The 656-nt window shown below is 38.9% G+C and carries 1 protein-coding gene; it reads left to right on the top strand.

The window, feature by feature from the left end; all coding sequences use genetic code 11:
* Positions 1-656, top strand: a 656-nt coding sequence (locus M4974_RS07835; protein ID WP_248715915.1) for an N-6 DNA methylase, incomplete at both ends; no start/stop codon positions are given.

The following is a 656-nucleotide window of genomic DNA, read 5'->3' as shown; positions in this document are numbered from 1 at the left end:
GGTATTGTTTGGCATGGTGATAGCTTAACCCGTGAAGAATTTGCTACATACAAGTTAGCAAAAGGAGAGCGTTATTCCAGCATTGAACAGATATACGAACAAGCGTTCGATAATATTAAACTTGATACAGTCATTATGAACCCGCCTTACTCAATGCCATGGAATCCTAAACCAGAATACTTACAACAGCCACGGTTTAAAGATTATGAAGTATTAGCGCCTAAGTCCAAGAGCGATTACGCCTTTCTGTTAGAGGGACTACACCATCTAGCTGATGACGGCACGATGTCCATTATTCTTCCACACGGAATTTTATTCAGAGGCCAGGCTGAGGGAAAGATACGTAAGCAGCTAATTGAAAACAACTATATTGACGCTGTCATTGGACTACCCGACAAGCTGTTCTTGGCTACTGATATTCCAACGGTGGTGTTAGTGCTAAAGAAGAACCGAACGAACCGTGATGTGTTATTTATTGACGCTAGTAAAGAGTTCAATAAGCTCAAGAATAAAAATGAGTTAACTAGAGAAAATATTGACAAGATTATCAACACTTACAAAGAACGCAAGAATGTTGATAAGTACGCTAGCGTAGTGAGTTATGAAGATTTTGTAGAGAATGATTTTAATTTAAACATTCCCCGTTACGTTGATAC

Origin of the sequence: Convivina praedatoris (assembly GCF_933208495.1) — a bacterium.
In the GTDB taxonomy this organism is placed as follows: Bacteria; Bacillota; Bacilli; order Lactobacillales; family Lactobacillaceae; genus Convivina; species Convivina praedatoris.
This window is presented reverse-complemented; position numbering and strand designations above follow the sequence as displayed.